The organism is Aeromonas sp. S18(2024) (assembly GCF_041402525.1).
Classification (GTDB): domain Bacteria; phylum Pseudomonadota; class Gammaproteobacteria; order Enterobacterales; family Aeromonadaceae; genus Aeromonas; species Aeromonas enteropelogenes.
The window spans coordinates 421619-438835 of sequence record NZ_JBGLQV010000001.1 but is presented as its reverse complement, the minus strand read 5'-3'; the positions used below and the strand labels follow the sequence as shown (position 1 = coordinate 438835).

General features: G+C 60.7%; 12 protein-coding genes. 4 read left to right on the top strand and 8 right to left on the bottom strand.

The features are described 5' to 3' along the window. Positions 1-192: 192 nt before the first annotated feature. From pdxY to ACB034_RS01885, 3 genes are all read right to left on the bottom strand, one after another. The gene (gene pdxY / locus ACB034_RS01895) at positions 193-1056 is read right to left on the bottom strand and encodes a pyridoxal kinase PdxY (RefSeq protein ID WP_371171933.1); all 864 of its coding nucleotides are present in this window, start codon (positions 1054-1056) and stop codon (positions 193-195) included. A gap of 329 nt (positions 1057-1385) precedes the next feature. Beyond that, positions 1386-2147, bottom strand: coding sequence for a DUF429 domain-containing protein (locus ACB034_RS01890; protein WP_371171932.1), 762 nt, complete (start codon positions 2145-2147; stop codon positions 1386-1388). 80 nt (positions 2148-2227) lie between these two features. Next, positions 2228-2794 (bottom strand): VC2662 family protein, encoded by a 567-nt coding sequence (locus ACB034_RS01885; RefSeq protein ID WP_216992481.1) that lies wholly within the window; start codon positions 2792-2794, stop codon positions 2228-2230. Positions 2795-3034: 240 nt separating this feature from the next. Here ACB034_RS01885 and ybcJ point away from each other — a divergent pair, with 240 nt between their 5' ends. Then, positions 3035-3268, top strand: coding sequence for a ribosome-associated protein YbcJ (gene ybcJ, locus ACB034_RS01880; protein ID WP_223377935.1), 234 nt, complete (start codon positions 3035-3037; stop codon positions 3266-3268). Positions 3269-3307: 39 nt separating this feature from the next. On the opposite strand, the gene ACB034_RS01875 is transcribed toward ybcJ, so the two are convergent. Together ACB034_RS01875 and ACB034_RS01870 are read right to left on the bottom strand one after the other, a co-directional pair. Continuing rightward, positions 3308-3781 carry a DUF4442 domain-containing protein gene (locus ACB034_RS01875; RefSeq protein ID WP_185378247.1) on the bottom strand — a complete coding sequence of 158 codons (474 nt, stop codon included), beginning with the start codon at positions 3779-3781 and terminating at the stop codon, positions 3308-3310. 81 nt (positions 3782-3862) lie between these two features. Further along, positions 3863-4789, bottom strand: coding sequence for a LysR family transcriptional regulator (locus ACB034_RS01870; protein WP_201939890.1), 927 nt, complete (start codon positions 4787-4789; stop codon positions 3863-3865). 163 nt (positions 4790-4952) lie between these two features. Between ACB034_RS01870 and ACB034_RS01865 the strand changes: the two genes are divergently transcribed. The 3 genes from ACB034_RS01865 to ACB034_RS01855 are packed head-to-tail and all read left to right on the top strand — an operon-like array spanning position 4953 to position 10601. Beyond that, complete coding sequence (locus ACB034_RS01865) at positions 4953-6047, top strand: efflux RND transporter periplasmic adaptor subunit (protein WP_371171931.1); 1095 nt, start codon at positions 4953-4955, stop codon at positions 6045-6047. Then, on the top strand, positions 6044-9130 hold the full coding sequence (locus ACB034_RS01860; RefSeq protein WP_371171930.1) for an efflux RND transporter permease subunit: 3087 nt from the start codon (positions 6044-6046) through the stop codon (positions 9128-9130). Before ACB034_RS01865 ends, ACB034_RS01860 begins: the two co-directional genes overlap by 4 nt. After that, positions 9123-10601, top strand: a complete 1479-nt coding sequence (locus tag ACB034_RS01855) for an efflux transporter outer membrane subunit (protein ID WP_371171929.1) — start codon at positions 9123-9125, stop codon at positions 10599-10601. The genes ACB034_RS01860 and ACB034_RS01855 overlap by 8 nt, the downstream gene beginning before the upstream one ends. 74 nt (positions 10602-10675) lie before the next feature. Here the strand turns inward: ACB034_RS01855 and ACB034_RS01850 are convergent, their stop codons facing one another. The 3 genes from ACB034_RS01850 to ACB034_RS01840 form a co-directional block, all read right to left on the bottom strand. Continuing rightward, complete coding sequence (locus tag ACB034_RS01850) at positions 10676-12427, bottom strand: ABC transporter transmembrane domain-containing protein (RefSeq protein ID WP_371171928.1); 1752 nt, start codon at positions 12425-12427, stop codon at positions 10676-10678. 76 nt (positions 12428-12503) lie between these two features. Beyond that, positions 12504-14240 carry an ABC transporter transmembrane domain-containing protein gene (locus ACB034_RS01845; RefSeq protein WP_371171927.1) on the bottom strand — a complete coding sequence of 579 codons (1737 nt, stop codon included), beginning with the start codon at positions 14238-14240 and terminating at the stop codon, positions 12504-12506. Between the two features lie 149 nt (positions 14241-14389). Beyond that, positions 14390-17203: a response regulator gene (locus tag ACB034_RS01840; protein WP_342012484.1), complete on the bottom strand. Its 2814-nt coding sequence runs from the start codon at positions 17201-17203 to the stop codon at positions 14390-14392. Positions 17204-17217: the final 14 nt, after the last annotated feature.

Genomic DNA, 17217 nt, shown 5'->3' with positions numbered 1-17217 from the left:
TCCAAATGACGAGTTTCCCCAGCTTCTCGCCTGATGAGTATCGCTATCTATTACGCGCCAAAAAGCTGCTTGCCCCATCAGGGGGATGCACTGTCTTGAGAAGGCGACATGCCTGTCCAGTTAATTGACTTGATTATCCGAGCCCAGGTCACTGCGCTCACACAGGCCTCACCGCCATCCCAACACTCTTCCTTACGCCAGTCGTTCGGCACGGGCCTGGATAACCGGTTCGGCAAAGGCGCTTTGCGCCGCAATGAGTTGCAACTCATAGGCATCGGCCCGCCAGGTCTCCTGCAGCACTCGATCCACCGCCGCATTGGTACGTTCAAAGGCACTCACCGCATCAAACCCTGCCTGCAGATTGGCCAGCATCAGGGCACTGATAAGATCCCCGACCCCCACCGGCTGGCGGGCAAACTCATAGAGCGGACGGGCGATGAGGTAATCCCCCTCGGAAGTGGCCAGCAGCATCTCGAAGCGGCCGGGGTCTTGGGCTGCCCGTCCAAGATGCTTGACCAGCACCATGTTCACGCCCCGGGCCAGCAACCGATGGGCGGCGGCACGGGTCTGGGCCAGATCCGTCAGATGGGTGTCGCACAAGGTCTCCAGCTCCAGCAGATTGGGGGCCATGATGTCGGCGACCGGCAATGCCTGTTCGGTGAGAAAACGGGTAACACCGGGGGCGACAATACATCCCTTCTCCGGATGGCCCATCACGGGATCGCAGAAATAGATGGCATTTGGATTGGCGGCTTTGACGGCCCGAACCACAGTCAGGATCTCATCCCCCTGCTCGGCCGATCCCAGATAGCCGCTCAGCACGGCGTCGCAGCGGCTTAGCACCTCGATATTGCCAAGCCCCTCGATCAGGGCGCTGATATGGCCGGCAGGCATCGCCATCCCCTGCCACCCCTGGGCATATTGGGTGTGGTTGGAAAATTGCACCGTGTTGATGGGCCACACCTCCATGCCGAGACGACGCATGGGAAACACGGCGGCGCTGTTGCCGGCACAGCCAAACACCACATGGGACTGGATTGAGAGAATGCGTTTCATCGGCACCACCACACAGAAGAGTCAGGAGAAAAAGCAATATATCGGATGAAGAGAGTGACGCACCACCACTCTCTGGCACGAACAACAAGAAAAATCGTCAACTGCAGACGAATTGACCAATTTAGCGCTTGCCAAGCGACATTCTGTAACGCTGCCTCGTGTTAACAGGCATTGAGTTGGGGAATGTCATCTCTTGTTTGATGGCATATACGAGCAAAATATCGCCACTGAATTTCAACGATCCGGTCAACGTTGTCTACCAGCATGATGCCAGCTGGTGCGCACTTGCCCGCCCCGCCAAAACGGGGCGGATCAGAGCCTGCCCGCTATCAGGCGCAGGACGCGTTGAAGTGATAGACCCAGCCTTCGTCGCGGGCCATCCCGGCGGGTGGCATCACCAGAGGTGGCAATTGGCTCACCCTGCCAGCAGCGGCATATTGCAGCGCCATCAGGGCGCACAGGGCGGCGTCGTAACGATCTGTGCCTGCTACCACCCCCTCTGGCAGCAAGGCGGCCAGTTCGGGGCGCGCTGCCGAGGCCTTTCCTCCCTGTTTTGCCAGAGCCGGATAGACTTCCAGCACGGCGCGCTCGGCCCGCTCCTGCACCTTGGGAACCAGTTGCAGATCCGCGAGGTGGGGAAGCATGGAGAGGGCCAGGGTCGCGTTGTTGCCCAGGCGGTCGAAGGTGGCCGAGAGGGGCTTCTTGCCATACTGCTGGTGCAGCCAGCGCTCGCAGTCGCGATAGGCGTAGGGGTTGTCTATTTCCCGCTCCGGCACGGCGCAGGAGAGCGGCTTGCCGGCAAGCAGATCTCCCAGCGTACGCGGGAAGGCGAGCGGCGCATCGATGCCAAGGGCTAAGTGCGAACAGGCCTCCACCTGCATCAGGGTCAGCTCGTTTTGCAGGGCCGGACGCAGCAAGGAAGCAAGATCCGGCGCCACCCGCGAGCTCAGGCGAAACAGCGGCGAGACCCCCAGCCAGTGCAGGGTGTCGCTTTGCGACTGCCATCCCACCACGGCGACCGCCTGGGCGCTGCCCTGCCAACCGCGCACATCCCAGCCAATTCCGATTGCGTTCATCTGCCCTGCCGTCATCTGTTACCTTTTCACCTGTCGCGGGTTCAAGGGGCACAGGGTAATCAGCACCGGCCCTTAATGCAAAACGGATTGTGCCGTCAGAAGGATTTCTGGAAATTCACCAGCGGCAGAATGGGGAATACGCCGTTCTCGGCATAGTTGGCCAACCCGATCTGCAACCCGTCCAGATGCTTGGTCGCATTGACAAAGCCAATTTGGAAGGTGGTACGTTCGGCATAGTTGATGAAGCCGACGTTGGCCAGCGCATTGCCCCGGGCTATGTTGACGCCCCCCCAGTTTAGCCCTTTCACATTGTTGGTCAGGTTGACGAACCCCAGGTTGACGCCGGTATCTTGCCCGTCATGCCAGTTGACCGCGTTGATGGCCACCCCGCCAAACTGGTGGCGTACCCGCCCGGCCCCGAGAAAGACCCCAAGCTGCAAACCGGTAAACTGATCCACGTCGGAGAGGGCGAAGATCGGCAGGTCGATCCCCTTCACCTGCCCGGTTCGGCCATAGAGAAGAGAGGCTCTCCCCCCTTCCACCTGATGGGATGCAGGCAGATTGACGCCGGGCAGGGAAAATTGCACCGGCGTACTGGCCTGGGCCACGCCACACAGGGTCAGTGCACCACAGGCGAGCAACACGCGGGAAGAAAAAGTCATGGGACGTTCCTTGAGTCATTTGAATAGTGTGAGGATCCTAACAACAAGCACAAATCAGCGCATACCGGGTCTGACGGGTTGCGTCACCATGCGTCCGATCAGGCGCGCTTCCATGAGCAGGACCACATATTTGAGGCCACTTTTTCCATCGTGAGACCGCCCTTCCCTTTCCTTGCCTGCCTGAACTGCCTAAAATGGCCGCCCTGCTGTTTCGGCATTCATCCATTTAGAGGATTTCCCATGGAAACGTTTCTGCTCGAAGGTCACCCCTTCGTTGCCTTGTGTGATCTGATCAAGCATCAGGGCTGGGCTGATTGTGGCGGCGCCGCCAAGGCGCTGATCGCCGAAGGTCTGGTGGAAGTGGACGGTCAGGTTGAAACCCGCAAGCGCTGCAAGATAGTGGCCGAGCAGGTGGTCAACTTCAACGGCATGAAAGTCGTGGTGAAAGAAGGCGTCAGCCCCGAGATCCTCTGATCCCTGCTTGAATAAGGGTGCCGAAGCGCCCTTTTGCATTCAGCTGGCCTTGATCGAGAGCGTCAGCACGAAGCGCGCCATCGCCTCATCCCCGTTTAGCGACGGGCAGGTGGCCACCACCCGGATGGGGCGGTTGATGCGCTGACCACTCGCCAGCGACTCGTCAATCATGGCGTCGATCTCCTCCCCCGCTGCGCAGTCAAACTGCACATCCCCCTCGGGCCGCTTCAAAAATTCCCCTTGTACATCCTTGAAGGCGAAATGCACCTTCTTGCGCCGCTGCCGCCCTTTCTCCATCACCAGCAGGCCACCCACCAGATCGGCACCGGTCGCCAGCGCCCCGAAATACATGCTGCCGAGGTGATTGCGGGTACGCCAACCCAGCGGAATGCGGATGCGCAGCGCCCGCGCGTCCATCTGTTCGATGACGGGGGCACAAAATCCGATGACGGGAATATAGCGCCAGGCAAACAGCCGCAGCGACAGGTTGGCTTTCAAACGTTGCAAGTCCATATGCAAACTGATCCGATGAGTTGATGTAAACAACATGTTGCCAGCATGGCTCGCCGGATTCAAGGCTGCAGCGGCCACCTGCTATTCGCGGGGCGCTCTCACCGCCACCTGCCGCGGCTTCTGCTCGGGCAGCAGGCTCGCCATTTCCGCCAGAATGTAGTCGATGAAGAGGCGCGCCGCGTAGGAGAGCCCCTTCTTGCCGGGATAGACCAGCCAGATGTTGTCGAGGGTGGTTTCATATTCCGGCAGCAGATCGATGAGCTCGCCGCTCTCGACGAACGACTTGACGATGATCTCCGGCAAGATGCCGATGCCATCCCCCTGAAAGACCGCATGACGGATGTAATAAGAGCTGTTCGAGATCACCCTGCTGTGGATCACCACCTCGCCCCGATTGAAGATCAGCCGGTTGTCCAGCTGGCCATCCGGCAGACGCAGGGTCAACACATTGTGCTGGTGCAGATCCTCGAGGGACTTAGGTCTGCCGTGCCGCTCTATATAGTGGGGGGTTGCATAGAGCTTGCGGGTGAAGGGCATGATGGGCCTGGCGACGAAGCTGCCATCGTTCACCACACCGATATGGATGCTGGCATCCAGGCCGTAATTGAAGATATCCCGGTAGCCAACACTGCTCAGGTGCAGCTCTATGTTGATCTTGGGGTATTTCTCCAAAAAGCGCTTGAGCAGATCGTGGATGAAGATGTCGGATTCATTGAGCAGGCCAATCTTGATGTTGCCGGTGGGCTCGTGACTCTGGGTCCGGATCTGCTCATGAGTGTGATCCAGCATGGGAATGATGTTTTGCAGGCTGTTGTAATACTCCAGCCCCACCGAGGTCATGGTCAGCCGGCGGGTTGTTCGGGTCAGCAGCTTCACATTCAGCTCGTCCTCGAGATCCTTTATCCGCCGGCTCACGTTGGAGCGCGGAATATTCAGCGCATCGGCGGCACTGGTAAAGCCCCCCAATTCCACCACTGACAAAAACAGTTTGAGATCGTCGATCTTCATCTCGGTCCCCGCCTCTTCATCCAACCCCGCAACACGTCGGCTACGTCCCTTATCTCATCATTGTCACGAAAATTGAGACAGTGATGACAATTTCGCCCTGATTATCTCACCAATTGGATTCGATAACATATATCCATCACACCTGAATAACTGGATTTTCCCCATGCAATACCCCCTGTTTTCCCCTTCTTGCCTCTCGGTACTCATACTGGGAGGCCTGCTCGCCGGCTGCGGCACCGACACGGCCACCGAAGTGGTCAAGGCGCCGCGGCCGGTAAATGCCATGCAGCTCTCCGACAGCAAGAGCCTCTACAGCCTGAAGTTCAGCGGCGAGATCAAGTCGCACCAGAGTGCCAGCCTCGCGTTTCGTGTACCGGGCACCCTGGAGCAGATCCTGGTCAAGGAGGGGGACAGGGTCAGCGAAGGACAGGTAATAGCACGCCTCGACCCCCATGATTTCCGGGTTCAGCGAGATGCCATCAAGGCCCAGCTTGGCGAGGCAAAAGCCGCCTATAAGCTGGCGGTCGTCGAACTGAGCCGCACCCGCCAGGCCGTGCAGGACAGGGCCATGGCCAGCATCAACCTGGAGCGCGCCACCAGCGCCCAGAACCAGGCCAATGCCCGGGTCCAGATGCTGCAGCAATCCCTCAAGCAAGCCGAAGACGCTCTCGCCTACAGCGAGTTGAAAGCGCCGTTTGACGGGATCATCGGCCAGCGCTTTATCGAGGAGCACGAACAAACCTCGCCGGGCCAGCCTGTCTTCTCCCTGCACCAGCCGACCGCGCTCGATGCCGTGGTCGACGTGCCGGAGCAGCAGATTGGCCAGATGAGAAGCGGGATGCAGGCCAATGTAACCTGGTATCGCCAGGAGGCCAGCGTCAAGGCAGTCAGCACCGAAATCGCCAGCCTGCCGGATCCCCTCAAGCGCACCTACAAGGTGACTTTCAAACTGCTGGATAACTCGCCCGAGCTGGTGCCCGGCAAATCCATCAACGTCGAGCTGGCCCTGCCCGCCAGCGAACGTATCTACTGCCTGCCTGCCACGGCCATCAAGAGCCTGGGTGGGCAACCCCAGGTGGTGGCCATCAAGGCCGCGGCGGCGAGCCACGTGCCCGTCACTATCGTCAGCCAGCGCCACGACACCCTTTGTGTGGAGGGTGAACTCAACGCAGGCGATCAGATCGTCACCGCCGGCAGCGCCCTGCTCAAAGAGGGTCAGGCCATCGCCGTCATCAACCAGGTGGATGGCCAGTCATGAATCTCTCATTGTTCGCCATCCGGCAAAAGACCTTCGTCATCTTCTTTGCCACCCTCTGCGCCATCGCAGGGGTCTACTCCTATTTCGATCTGGGCAAGCTGGAAGATCCCTCCTTCACGGTAAAGAGCGCCGTCGTCGTCACCCTCTATCCGGGCGCCACCGCCCAGGAGGTCGAACAGCTGGTCACCGACAAGATAGAGACCAAGATCCAGGAGATGGGGTCGCTGTGGAAACTCAGATCCCTCTCCCGTCCCGGCAGCTCGATGATCTTCGTCGATCTGCAGGAGAAATACGGCACCGACCAGCTGCCCCAGCAGTGGGACTTGCTGCGCCGCAAGATCCAGGACGTCAAGCTGGAGCTGCCCGTCCAGGCCCAGGTCAGCATAGTGCAGGACGAGTTCTCCGAGGTGTATGGCATGCTGTTCGCCGTCTATGGCGATGACATTCCCATGCACCAGCTGAAAGATCAGGCCCGTGAACTGCAGCGCAGGATCAAGGCGGTGCCCGGGGTCAAGAAGGTGCAACTGCACGGGGTCAACGAGCAGGTGGTCAACATCGACGTCTCCGATGAGCGCCTGGCCGAGAGCCACATCTCCCTCGCTGAGCTGGTCACCCAGCTCAACAGTCAGAACGTCCCGGTGCAGACCGGCGACTATCACCTCGGCATCGAGAACCTGCGCGTCGCCCAGAGCGGCCAGTACCGTAACGTGGAGGATATCCGCAACCTGATGCTCACCACGGGGCAGCCCGGGGCTGGCACAGGCACCTTACGCCTGGGGGACGTGGCCGATGTCTATCTCTCCTACCAGAGCCCGGCCCTGACCGAGAGTCGCTACAACGGCCAGCAGGCCATCACCCTCGCCGTCAGCCCCCAGGACGGGATCAACGTAGTCAGCATCGGCGACGAACTGACCAGGGTATTGCAGCAATTCGAGGCCGAGCAGCCGCTGGGCACCGGGGTTGGCGTCATCGCCTACCAACCCACCGAGGTGATGAAGTCCATCAACAACTTCGTGCTCAACCTGATCGAGAGCATCGTCATCGTGGTGGTGGTGCTGCTGGTCTTCATGGGCTGGCGCAGCGCCACCATCGTCGGGGCCAGCCTGTTGCTGACCATATTGTTCACCCTGGTCTATATGAACCTCACCGGGGTCGATCTGCAGCGCGTCTCTCTCGGCTCCTTTATCCTGGCGCTCGGGATGCTGGTCGACAATGCCATCGTCATCGTGGATCTGTTTGCCGCCAAGCTACGCAAAGGGATAGAACGCACCACCGCCGTCAAGGAGTCGGTACAGGAGATGGCGTTGCCGCTCCTGGGGGCGACTGTGATCGCCTCCCTCGGTACCGCTCCCGTGCTGCTCTCCCAGACCGACTCGGCGGAATTCTCCCTCTCCATCGTCCAGGTGTTGTGCAGCTCCCTGCTCCTCTCCTGGGTGGTCGCCATGGTGGTCACCCCCTTGATGTGCTGGGCCTTCATCAAGGCATCTGACCAGGATGAGAGCTGCGCGCCCAAGAGCAAGGCGGCCCGCCTGTATCACCAGGCTGTCAACTGGACGGTGGAGAACCCCAAGAGCGCCCTTGCCCTGGTGTTGCCCCTGTTGCTGCTCACCGTGCTAAGCGCCCCCCTGCTCAAGGTCAACTTCATGCCGAGCTCGGATCGCAGCATCGTCTTTCTCGACTACTGGCTGCCGAGCGGCGGTCGCATCGACAACGTCTCCCAGGACATGAAGGTGATCGAACAGTGGCTGTTGCAGCAACCCGAGGTGGCGAGCATCTCCAGCTACATGGGCGAAAGCGCCCCCCGTTTCTCGGTGACCATAGAGCCGGAGCCGCTGGATCAGAGCTATGGCCAGATCCTGATCAACACCCGACAGTTTGACGACATAGCACCGCTGGTCGCCCGGGGCGATGCCTGGCTCGCAAGCCGCTTCCCCTATGCCGAACCCAGATTCCGCCCGCTCAAGCTGGCCACCAAGGACAAGTTCAGCATCGAGACCCGCTTCGAAGGGCCGGATCCCAAGGTGCTCAAACAACTCTCGGCACAGGCGCAAGCCATCATGCAGGCCCATCCCGACACCAAGTACATCCGTGATGACTGGCGTCAGGAGAGCAAGGTGATGACTCCCATCATCAACCAGGCAGCCGCTCGCCAAGCGGGCGTCACCCGAACCGACATCGCCCTGGCCATCAGCCGCGCCACCGAAGGAGTACAGATAGGCACCCTGCGCCATCAGGATGACATGATCCCCATCAAGCTGCGAAGCGCCAACGGTTCCCTGGAAAACCTGGAGAGCCTGCCGGTGCGATCCGTCCTCGGCCAGCACAGCGTGCCGCTTGGCCAGGTCATCGACGGCATCGAGATCACCGGGGAAGAGAGCATGATCTGGCGCCGCAACCGGCTCCCGGCCATCACGGTGCAGGCCGACGTGAAGGGGGGGACTACTGCTTCCGAGGTGCGCAAGGAGCTGGCCCCCCAGCTGGAGGCCATCAAACTGCCTGCCGGTTATGAGATGCACTGGGGCGGCGAGTACTACGACGAGAAGCGCTCCATCGACGATCTGATGGAGCAGAACCCCAAGGCGGCGGTGATGATGCTCATCATACTGGTGGCCCTGTTCAACGCCTATCGTCAGCCCATCATCATCTTTACCACGCTGCCGCTGGCATCAATTGGCATCATTTGGGCCTTGTTGCTCACTGACAAGCCATTCGGCTTCATGGCCATCGTCGGCATGATCTGCCTCTCGGGCATGATCATCAAAAACGGCATAGTGCTGCTCGATCAGATTGAGCTGGAACGGCGTAGTGGCCGCACCATCGCCGAAGCGGTCAAGGAGGCAACCCTCAACCGCACCATGGCGATCTCCATGGCGGCACTGACCACGGTGCTCGGCATGGTGCCGCTGTTGACCGACAGCCTGTTCGATCAGATGGCGGCCACCATCATCGGCGGTCTGGTCGCGGCCTCCGCGCTCTCGCTGTTCATCATGCCTGCGCTCTACATGCTCTTCTTCCGGGCGGAGCAACAAGCTGAAGCCACAGCTCATAAACAGATTACCGAAGAGGAAAACCGCCATGAATAAGCGCAGCATGGGCGCGATTGCGACCCTGATCATGCTGGGGGGCTGCGCCATGGCCCCCGATTACCAGCCCCCCGAGAGCCGCCTCAACAGCGTCTATCTCAATCAGGGAGCCCAGGGCACCACAACCGAGGGTGAACCCGGCCACACCTGGTGGGCCCAGTTCCACGACCCCCAGCTCAACGAGCTGGTGGCGAGGGCACAGCGCCAGAACATCACCCTGAAGATCGCAAGCCAGCGCATTCAGGCGGCCCAGGCCTACCAGAGCGCCGTGGCGTCGTTCAAGGTACCAACCCTGACCCTGGGAGCCGGCTATGCCGACATCCGCCTGAGCGAAAACGAAGCGCTGATGGGACAGGCAGTGAGTGGCATCGCCCTGCCTCCGGCGCTCGGGGGAGGCACGGCCAAGCTGATGGACCGCGATCCCACCGAGACCTTTGTCGGGATAAATGCCGCCTGGGAGCTGGACCTGTTCGGTCGCATCGACAGCCTGAGCCAGGCCGCCGCCATTCGCGCCGAGCAGGCCGAGATCATGCGCCAGGGGCTCAACACCGCCATGACGGCCGATGTGATCAGCAACTACCTGCAATATCGCGGCGCCGAGGAGCGCATCGCCATCGCCACCAAGAACATGCGCGAGCAAGAGGAGACGCTGGCCATGGTCGAGTCATTGCAGCGCACCGGTTACGGCTCGGAACTTGATGTGGCCAATGCCCGCGCCGGCCTTGCCGCCGCCAGGGCCAGCATCCCCATGCTGGAGACTGCCAAGAGCGTGCACCTGAGCCGGCTCGCCGTGTTGCTGGGGGAGCCCGTCAGCCAGACCCGGGCCCGTTTCTCGCCTGCCCCCCTGCCGAGCATGAAGGCGCTGGTGCCGACCGGTTTGCCCGCGTCGCTCTTGACCCGTCGACCCGACATCGCCATCGCCGAGCGGGCCATCGCCGCCAAGAATCAGGAAGTGGGCGCGGCCATCGCCGACCGCTATCCCAAGGTGTTCCTGACCGGAGCCCCCGGTCTGGTCTCCGGCGAGACAGGCAATCTCTTTGAGTCTGGCTCGACCACCTGGGCCCTTGGTGCCGGTGTGTCGTGGAACCTGTTCGACGGCGGCCGCGGCGATGCCATGGTCAAGATCCAGGAGGCGGGGCTGAAAGAGGCGGCGCTGGCCTACCAGAACCAGGTCAATAGCGCCTTCAACGAGGTGGAAACCACCCTGGTCGCCTACGGCAACAGCCTGCAATACAGCAAACATCTTGGCGAAGCGAACCAACAGGCGCAAACCGCCCTCACCAAGGCCAAGGCCCTCTACCGGGCCGGTCTGGTCAACCACCTCTCGGTGCTGGACGCTGAGCGCCAGCAAAACAGCGTGCAGGATGCCGAAATCGTGGCGCGGCTTAACAGCGCCACCAGCGTGGTCCTGCTGCACAAGGCCCTGGGGGGAGACTGGGAAGTTCCCCAACCTGCCCCGAGCCAGGGGTAAGAGCACACCCCAGAAACGACATCACCGGCCCATGGCCGGTGATGTCGTTTTCACTCCTTGCAATTGACCCGTGCTCAGGCCCGCTTCTCCTCGAGCCAGGCCCCCTGACTCTGCATCTCGAACAGCTGGGCATAGTGCCCCCCGAGCGCCATCAACTCGCCATGGGTGCCCCGTTCGCTCACCTGACCGCGAGAGAGCAGCAGGATCTCGTCCGCATCGACGATGGTGGAGAGGCGGTGGGCGATGGCGATGGTGGTGCGGCCACGGCGCGCCGCCGAGAGCGCCTGGGAAAGCGCCAGCTCGGTCTGGGAGTCCACGCTGGCAGTCGCCTCGTCCAGGATGAGGATGCGCGGATCCCCCACCAGGGCACGGGCAAACGAAAGCAGCTGGCGCTGACCGGCGGAGAGGTTCTTGCCCCCCTCCTCCATCAGGGTCTCAAGCCCTGCTGGCAGACGCTTGACAAAATCGGCGAGCTGCACGTCCCGTAGCGCCTGCCAGAGCCGCCCATCCTCGATACCGTCACGCCCCAGACGCAGGTTTTCTGCCAGAGTCCCAACGAAGATAAAGGGATCCTGCTGCACCAGCCCTATACTGCGACGCACCGCCGAGAGCGACAGGCTCTCCATGGGGTGATCATCGAAGCGAATGGTGCCCTGATCCAGCGGGTAGAAGCCCATCAGCAGGCTGATGATGGTGGACTTGCCGCTACCGGTGTGGCCCACCAGCGCCAGCATCTGGCCGGGACGGGCGGCAAAGTTCACCTCGTGCAGAACCTGCTGCTCACCGTCGTAGGAGAAGCTCACTCGTTCGAAACTGACCCGTCCCTGCAAGGCCGCAGGATCACCAGCCGTGCTCTCGCGCTCTTCATCGAGCAGGGCAAAAACCCGCTCCCCGGCCACCATAGCCTGTTGCAATTGGTTGAGCTGGTTAGTCATCTCGATGAGGGGCTCGATCATCCGCCCCAGATAGCTGATAAAGGCGTAGAGCACCCCCACCTGGATGGCGCCCCCCGCGCTCAACCCTTCATGAGCAAACAGCGCCAACAGGCCGATCAGCACCATCATGTAGAAGAGATCGATGAGCGGGCGCAACAGGATGCCGTTGATCTTCAGGCTCTTGAGCCTGGCGGCCCAGTGTTCTTGGTTGACCCCGGCAAAGACATTGGCGAAGTGCTGCTCCTGCACCATAGCCTGAATGACCGGCATCCCTTGCAAGGATTCGTTGAGGCGGCTGTTGATATCGGAGAGCAGGCTGCGAGTCGCCCGCACCACGGGCACGCTCAAGCGTTGATAGAGCCACATCACCCCGGCCACCGCCGGCAGCAACATGGCGCACACCAGCATCAGGCGCAGATCCAGCAGCGCCATGGAGATGAGGATGCCGCACAGGAGCACTACCTTCTGCACCAGGAGACCAATCACCTGTACATAGAGGTTCATGATCGCCTCGGTGTCGTTGGTGATGCGGGAGATAAGCGAGCCGGAGCGATGCTTGTCAAAGTAGCTGGCAGGCAGGCGGATGGCGGTGGCGAATACCTGCTCACGAAGAGTCTGTACCACCGCCTGGGCGATGCGGTTGAAGCGCAGGGATTGCAGATAAAAACCAGCAGCCGACACCACCTGCAGGCCGAGATAGCCTGCCGCAATGGCGGCAATCATGCCCCACTCCAGCCGGCGCGGCGCCAGATAGTCGTCGATAAAGAGCTTGATAAGCAGAGGGCCAGCCACCTCGGCACCGGTGGCCAGCAGCAGGCAAATACCGGCCTGGGTCAGCCAGGCGGGATAACGGGCGCAATAAGCCAGCAGGCGTTTAATCGTTGGATTCACAGACTCTCCCCACTGCGTGTTTCAGGGGCGCAAGACGGGCGCAACAAGTCATTCAGTAACCGTCCAATAGCCGGGTTCACAGGCTCTCCTCCACGTCTTGTTCGAGGCGCTGGTAACGGACCATATCCGCATACCAGCCATTGTGGGCCATCAGGGCACCGTGGCGGCCCCGCTCGCTAACACGTCCCTGCTCCAGCACCAGGATTTCGTCGGCCTGCTCCACCGCCGTCATGCGATGGCTGACCAGGATCAGGGTGCGGCGATGAGCCTTGAGGGCGTGCAGGATCTGCTGTTCGGTATGGGCATCCACCGCAGACAAGGCATCATCCAGCACCAGAATGGGCGCCTCCAGCAAGAGGGCCCGGGCAATGGCGAGCCGCTGCTTCTGTCCGCCGGAGAGGGTTACCCCCTTCTCCCCCACCTCGGTTTCGTACCCCTTGGGGAAGCGGACGATGTCATCGTGAACACAGGCGATACGGGCCACCCGCTCTATCTCCTCCTGGCTGGCATCGGGCCTGCCGAGGGCAATGTTGGCGGCGATGGTGGTGGAAAACAGGAATGGCTCCTGCGGCACATAGGCAAACTGGCGGCGCAGCTCGCCAAGGGCCAGCTGCTCGATAGGCACGCTCCCCATAGTGAGCTGCCCGGCGCTCGGGTTGGCTAGGCGCATCAAGAGTTTGAGTAGCGAGCTCTTGCCCGCGCCGGTGCGCCCCACCACGCCGAGCATGCCGCCCCGCTGCAAGGTAAAATCGATATCTTGCAACAGGTCGCGCTGCTCCAACCGGTAGCCTACCCCGCTTGCACTGAGCGGAAACGCACTGGTGAGCGCCTGCGGTTGCTCGGGATCCTCAATGTCACTGCGCTCGGCAAGCAGACTCTCGATACGCGAATAGGCGGCGCTGCCCCGCTCTATGATGTTGAACAGCCAGGCGATGGCAAACATGGGCCAAATCAGCTGGCCAAGATACATGGTGAAGCTGGTGAGCTCCCCCAGGGTCAGTTCACCCTGCAGCACCAGGGCGCTGCCCCCCGCCACCGCGAGGAAGTAGGAGCAGCCGATACACAGATAGATGACGGGATCGAATTTGGCGTCGATGCGTGCCACCGCCATGTTGCGCTCCCCCGCCTGGCGGGTCAGCTCGGCAAAACCTTGATCCTCCAGGGATTCCACCGCATAGGATTTGAGCACCCGAACACCCGAGAGGGCCTCCTGGGTCTTGTTGTTGAGTCGGGAGAAGGCCCCCTGCGCCGCCTTGAACTCCTTGTAGATCTGCTTGCCAAAACGGTTCATGAAAAACGCCATCACAGGCAATGGAAGCAGGGAGAGCAGGGTCAGTTGCCAGGAGTACTGGCTGCACATGATGGAGAGCACCAGGATACCGACGATCATGGAGTCCACCAGGGTCAGCACCCCCTCCCCGGCGGTCATCTCCACCGCCTGGATGTCGTTGGTGGCGTGGGCCATCAGATCACCGGTACGGTGACGCTGGTAAAAATCGGGGCTCATGCGGGTGAAATGGCCAAACAGGCGATTGCGCAGCACATAGGCCAGCCGGTAGGAGGCACCAAACAACATCACCCGCCACACGTAACGGAGCAGATAGATGAGCAACCCAAGGCCAAACAGTCCGGCCAGGTAACGCAACAGGGTGTCATTATCCAGCCCCCCCTTGGCGATACCATCCACGACCCAGCCCACCACCTTGGGGGGGATCACCGTCAGTATGGCGACCATCATCAGCAGGGTGATGGCGATCAGATACCGCCGCCACTGCTCCTTGAAAAACCAGCCCAATCGTAGAAATACGCTCACACCACCGACCTTTGGCGTCCACCAGCCCGCCCGTCTGGGCAGCGATGGGGATGCCTCGAAATAGGAAGAAAGGAAACAGTCGCCTACGGCTGGAGGCGACTCGAATGAAGGCTAATCATATCCCGAACCGAAATGGTTGAGAATTATTACTATTTGATCCCCTGAGACATGCGATCATCTGCCAGGGTATAGGCACCATACGAATTTTCATGCTGTTCGCCCGTGAGCAGAAAGTGGGATACCTCTTCCCGCGTCTGGCTAAAGACAGCTTGCAATTGCTCCAGATCCACATCCTCCAGCACTTCGTTTTGCCGCAGCCGCCACTCCAGCTCTCCTGCCACCATCTGCAAGCGAGAGGCCGAAATATTGGCAGAGACTCCCTTGAGTGTGTGCAGCAACTTGCTGGCGATCTCGGGCTGCTGGCGACGCAGGGCGGAGCGGATCTCCCACAGGTCGTCCTTGTGTTCCGACATGAACAGCTTGAACAGGATCTGCAACGCCTCCTTGTCCTGATCCAGTCGCTTGAGGGCGTCCTGCAGATCGAGGATCCCCATCATGTCCGGCGGCTTGACCTCGAGCAGGCCACTCTGCTCGCTCCCCTGGCGTTTCCCCCATTGCAGCAGGTTGTTGTAAAGATCCAGCTTGCTGACCGGCTTGGTCACATAACCATTCATCCCGACCCCGAGACAACGCTCCTTGTCACCGGGCATGGCACTGGCGGTCAGGGCTATGATGGGGACGTCATGCTTGTCGACCATTTTGCGGATCTGGCGGGTCGCATCCAATCCGTCGAGCACCGGCATCTGCAAGTCCATCAGGATGACGTCAAAAGGTTGCTCGGAGACCCGTTCCACCGCTTCCCGCCCATTGTTGACCACGGTCACCACGGCCTCGACCCGGCGCAGATATTCGATGATGAGTTGCTGGTTGACCCTGTTGTCCTCGGCCAGCAAGACACGGGTCCCCTGCAGCAGGGATTTGAAGTACTGCTGTTCCCCCTGCGCCTCGGCCTGACGGATATGGTGGTCGTAGGCACTGCCGTTGAGCAGCTCATCCACCTTGGCCAGCAAGGCATTTTCGGTCATCGGCTTGGCCAGGAAGTGGGTCAGCCCCAGCCCCTCCATTCGGGCATGCAGTCCCTCCCTGGCCCAGGCACTGATCATCAGGATGGGAATCTGACGCCACTGGGGATGCTGGGACATCTCAAGCGCCAGATCCAGACCATCCTCCTGCCCCATGCGCCAGTCGAGGATGGCGAGTCGCAGACTCGGTCCCTCTTCGCGCAATACCTGGCGGGCACGGGAAAGGGTGTTGACCGCCAGCACACGCATGCCGGCGCGGCTCAGAATATCCCTGGCCAGCTCCAGCACCAGCTCGTTGTCATCCATCACCATCACCAGCGGCTGGTTCTCGAAGAAGACTCTGTGGCCGGCAACGCCGTACATGGCCTGGGCCATGGGGATCTCGAACTGGAACAGGGAACCCACGCCCGGTTTGCTCTGCACCGTGATCCGCCCCCCCATCAGCTCGACCAGTCGCTGGGAGATATTCAGACCCAGTCCCGAGCCACCATATTTGCGGGTATTGCCCGCCTCCAGCTGGGTAAAGGCCTGGAACAACTGGCCCTGTTTCTCTTCGGCGATGCCGATCCCAGTATCCCGCACGCTAAAACGGATCCGCATCGGATGCAAGTTGGCCAGTTCGATGGAGACTTCGACCTCGCCACGTTCGGTAAACTTGATGGCGTTGTTGACCAGATTGACCAGCACCTGGCCCAGACGCAGGGGATCGCCACGCAAGAAGAGCGGTACCTCGGGGGATTTGCGAATGATCACCTCGATATGCTTGCGTTCGGCCAGATCGGCAAACATGCCCGCCAGCGAGTCGAGCTGCTCGCTCAGGTCGAAATCGATCTCCTCCAGCGTCAGCTTGCCGGACTCCACCTTGGTCAGATCGAGGATGTCGTTGATAAGGAGCAGCAGGGTATCGGAGGAGGATTTTATCTTGCCAAGGTAATCCCGCTGCTGCTGATCCAGCTCGGTCTGCAATGCCAGCGAACTGAAACCGATGATGGCGTTCATGGGGGTGCGGATCTCATGGCTCATGTTGGCCAGAAAATCGCTCTTGGCCTGTGCCAGTAACCCGGTCTGGCGTGATAGCTCGCTCAGCTTCTGGTTGCGGCGCCACAAGGTTGCAGCCACCAGTCCGAAGCAGATGAGCGCCCCCAACAGCACCATCAAATAAAAGTGGCTCATCAGCGCAGAGGCCCGCTCCAGCTTGCCCTGTTTCCAGCGCACCAGGCTGTCGCTCACATGCATGTCGATCAACTGGTAACGCAGCGAGTGATAGCCCACCACCTGACGGGCCATCTCTTCACTGAGTTCGAGCAGATTCATGACCTCGGGGCGGTTGTGATAGCGGGAGGCGAGCTGCTGCTGCAAAGCGAGCAGTTGTTGCTGCTCGTTCTGATCCCAGCTGTGTTGCAGATAACCGTTCAATTGCGCAAGCTCATGCACATCCCGCTGCAATAGGCTGTCGGTCGCACCGAGCTCACGCACTTTTTGCAACTGGCGTTCAAACGGCTGCGCCATGTACCTGATGGACATCTCCATGGCATGCAATCGGGCCAGTTGCATCAGATAGGAGTCCATATCCTGCAACAGTGCCTTGGCGAGGTGGGCGTGGGTCTTGTCTGGATCGCTGCGCACCTTGCGCGCAAACCCATCGAGGGTGAAAGAGAGCTGGCCAAGCCGCTGTTGGACACTTTCATCGTTGGCCTTTTCCCGCCCCAGCAGATAGACGGTATCCGAATTGATGCGGTTGAGTACCACCTCGGCCGCCGTATTCAGCTCCTGTGCCTGCTGCTGCCAGCTGAGCAACTGCCAACAGTAGCCGGAAAAGGCGAGCAACAAGGCAACAATCAGCCCCAGCACAACACGGTTCTTCCGTGATCCTTTATTCATCCCGTCTCTCATTT